We start from the raw sequence: 3,409 nt of genomic DNA, 5'->3' as shown, positions 1-3,409 counted from the left end.
GCACGAGCGTGAACCGCCGCGGGTCGAGTCCGCGCTGGGCCATGATCTTCTGGAGCTCGGTGGCCATGCCCGCCGTCGCCACGCGCAGCGCCGACGCCGCGACCTCGTGAGCGGCCTCCTCGCCATCCACGACGGTCACCCCGCCGCGCCGTCCCAGGCCGTCGCCTTCCGTGGCGACCTCCGACAGGGCCTTGAGCGAGGCGTCGGCGTCGAGGCGCATGCGGCCGCCCAGGAACGTGTCCGGGTCGATCAGCCCGGTCGCGAGGTAGCAGTCCGTCACCGTCGGGCGCTCCCCGCCCCGGCCGTACGCCACCGGGCCGGGATCCGCGCCCGCGCTGCTCGGCCCCACCTTGAGCACCCCAGGACCGTCCACCCAGACGACGGACCCGCCCCCGGCGCCGATCGCGTGCACCGCCACGACGGGCACGATCAGCGGCAGCCCGCCGACCGTCGTGTGGGTGGCCAGCTCGGGCGAGCCATCCATGGTCACGGCGATGTCGCTGCTGGTCCCGCCCATGTCGAAGGTGACGATGGCGCCCGCGCCCAGCCGCGCGGCGGCCGCCACCCCGGCGGCGGGTCCCGACAGGATGGTCTCGACGGGCCGTTCCGCGGCGGAGCGCAGGCTCATCGAGCCGCCGTTGGACGCGCTGATGAAGATCGGCGCCGACACCCCCAGCCCGCGCACCCGGCTCTCCAGCCGCGCGAAGTAGTCGCGCATCAGCGGCTGGATGTAGGCGTTCATGCAGGCCACCAGGGCACGCTCGTACTCGCGCACCTCCGGCCACACGGTGGCCGACGCCGTGACAGGCAGCGAGGGCAGCCGCTCGCGCAGCCCAGTCGCGACGGCCTCCTCGAAGGCCGGGTCGGTGTACCCGTGCAGGATCACGACCGCCGCCGCGTCCGCTCCCGTGGCCCGCAGGCGCGCGGCGACGCGGTCCAGTTCGGCGGCGTCCGGCTCGGCCACGGGCTCGCCGCCGGGGCCCAGCCGGGCGGAGATCTCGACGATCAGGTTCCGGGGGACGAGGGGCTCCTCCTTGCCCGCGTACAGGTCGAAGGAGGACGGCATGCGGCTGCGGCCGATCTCCAGAATGTCCCGGTAGCCCTCCGTCACGACCAGGGCGATCCGCGCGCCGCGGCGCTGGATGACGGCGTTCAGGCCGATCGTGGTGCCGTGGACGACGCCCGCGACCTCCTCCGGCCGCAGCCCCGCCTGGGCGAGGATGGCCGCCAGCCCGTCCGCGACGGCCAGCGAGGGGTCGGCGGGCGTGCTGGGCTCCTTGTGGTGCACCACGAGTCCGCGTTCCGGTACGGCCGCCACGAGGTCGGTGAACGTCCCCCCGACGTCGATGCCGATCCGTGCGCCACTCATAGGGCCTCCGAAATTCGAGCGAAACGGTCCGCGACCACCATCACCACCACGCTCGCCGCCATGAGCAGCGTGGACACCGCGGCCATCGACGGGTCGAGCTGGTACTGCACGGCCGAGAAGATCCGCAGCGGCACCGTCGTGGTGTTGGCGCCCGCCACCAAGGCCGTGACGGCGACCTCGCCCAGCGACGTGACCGCCGCCAGGATCGCGCCCGCGAGGATGCCGGGTCGCAGCAGCGGCAGCGTCACGGTGAGGAACACCCGGGTACGCCCCGCGCCGAGGCTCAGGGCGGCCCGTTCCAGCGCGGGGTCGAGCTGCGCCGCGCTCACCATGACCGCGCGCACCACGAACGGCAGCGCCACCAGGGAATGCGCCAGCCACAGCCCGGTGACCGAGTTGATCAGCCCGACGCCGTGGAAGTAGTACAGCAGCCCGAGCGCGACGATGATCTCCGGGACCATCAGCGGCGACAGCGCGAGACCTTGGAGCAGCCGCCGCCCCGGGAACGAGCCCTGCGTCAGCCCGTACGCCGCGAGAGTGCCGATGATCACGGTCGTCGGCACCACCAGGAGCACGAGCACCCCGCTCAGCCGGAACGAGACCTGCCAGTCGGGCGAGCCGAGCACCTCGGCGTACCAGCGCAGCGACAGCCCCGACGGCGGGAACGCCATCGAGCCCGCCCGGTTGAACGAGCTGACCACCAGCACGACCAGCGGCGCGATCAGGAACAGGAACACCAGCGCCGCCAGGCCCGCGGCCACGAGCCGCACGGTCCTGTCGTAGCCACGCTCACCCATGCCCCGCTCACCCATGGAGGCGCCTCTCCCAGATCCGGAACACGCCCGCCAGCAGCGCCGTGGACACGACGGTGAGCGCCAGCAGCGCGAAGCTCAGCGCCGCCGCGACCGGGTAGTCGAACACCGTCGTCACCTGGTCGTAGACCCGGATGCCCGTCAACGGCTGGGTCACCCCGCCGACCAGCAGCGGGGTGATGTAGATGCCCATGGCCAGCGCGAAGACGATGAGCGCGCCGGTGACCACGCCGGGCAGGCTGAGCGGGACCGTGACCCGCAGGAACGTCCGGATCGGCCCGGCGCCGAGCGTCTGCGAGGCCCGGTGCAGATTGCGGTCGAGCCCGCCGAGCGCCGTGGTGAGCGGGATGATCGCGAACGGCAGCAGCACATGCGTGACCGCGACCACGACCGCCGGGTAGCTGGTGAGCAACTGCGCGGGCTGGTCACGCAGCCCGGACGCGACGAGCGCCCGGTTGACGAGCCCGTTCCCGGACAGCAGCACGACCCACCCGTACGTGCGCACCACCACGCTGGTCAGCAGCGGCGAGATCACGATGACGAACAGCAGGGTACGCACCACGCCGGGACGCTGTCGGGCCAGGAAGTACGCGGCCGGGTACGCCAGCGCCACGCACAGCACGGCCACCAGGAGCGCGGTGGCCAGCGTCTGGAGCAGGGACCCGTAGAAGTACGGCTCGGTGAACACCCGGCCGTACTGCTCGAGCGTGAAGCCGGGCAGCGCCGCGTTGTAGGCGTCGACGGGGCTGAAGCTGAGGCGCAGCAGCCGTGCGAGCGGGACCAGGAACAGGGCGGCCAGGAAGACGACGAGCGGCAGCACGTACGGCACGCCCGCCCACCTGCGCGTCATCCGGCCCCCTGGCTTTCCAGGACGATGACGTCGGCGGGGTCCCAGCGGGCGAGCACCGGCGTGCCCGCGCCCGGCGGGTCTTCGGCGCCCGCGCCGGTGTCGGCGACCTGCACGCTCAGGACGCGCCCGTCGGCCAGCCGCACCTCCACGTGCCACGCGTCCCCGGCGAAGGCCCGATACCCCACCGTCCCGGCCGTCCCCGCCGAGTCCGCGCCCGGCGCGGTCAGGCGGATGCGTTCGGGGCGGACGGCCACCACCGCGCGGTCGCCCGGCGGCAGGGGGAGCGGGCCGCACTCGAGGACGAGCCCGCCGAGGTCCAGCCCGCCCGAGGCGGTCACCGTGCCCTCCAGGACGTTGGCCGCGCCGATGAACTGCGCC

Annotated in this window: 4 protein-coding genes; all 4 read right to left on the bottom strand. The window is 73.6% G+C overall.

Going from position 1 to position 3,409, the window contains the following annotated elements:
- Window positions 1-1,369 (bottom strand): hydantoinase/oxoprolinase family protein (locus tag AB0J09_RS60035; protein WP_360712662.1); only part of this gene is annotated, 1,369 nt, incomplete at its 3' end.
- Window positions 1,366-2,181 carry an ABC transporter permease gene (locus tag AB0J09_RS60030; RefSeq protein WP_360712659.1) on the bottom strand — a complete coding sequence of 272 codons (816 nt, stop codon included), beginning with the start codon at window positions 2,179-2,181 and terminating at the stop codon, window positions 1,366-1,368. The genes AB0J09_RS60030 and AB0J09_RS60035, both read right to left, overlap by 4 nt.
- Window positions 2,174-3,031 (bottom strand): ABC transporter permease, encoded by an 858-nt coding sequence (locus AB0J09_RS60025; protein WP_360712656.1) that lies wholly within the window; start codon window positions 3,029-3,031, stop codon window positions 2,174-2,176. The genes AB0J09_RS60030 and AB0J09_RS60025 overlap by 8 nt, the downstream gene beginning before the upstream one ends.
- A partial coding sequence (locus AB0J09_RS60020) for a TOBE domain-containing protein (protein WP_360712653.1) occupies window positions 3,028-3,409 on the bottom strand: 382 nt, incomplete at its 5' end. The genes AB0J09_RS60020 and AB0J09_RS60025, both read right to left, overlap by 4 nt.

The sequence above is a fragment of the Nonomuraea sp. NPDC049784 genome, assembly GCF_040659615.1.
In the GTDB taxonomy this organism is placed as follows: Bacteria; Actinomycetota; Actinomycetes; order Streptosporangiales; family Streptosporangiaceae; genus Nonomuraea.
This window is presented reverse-complemented; position numbering and strand designations above follow the sequence as displayed.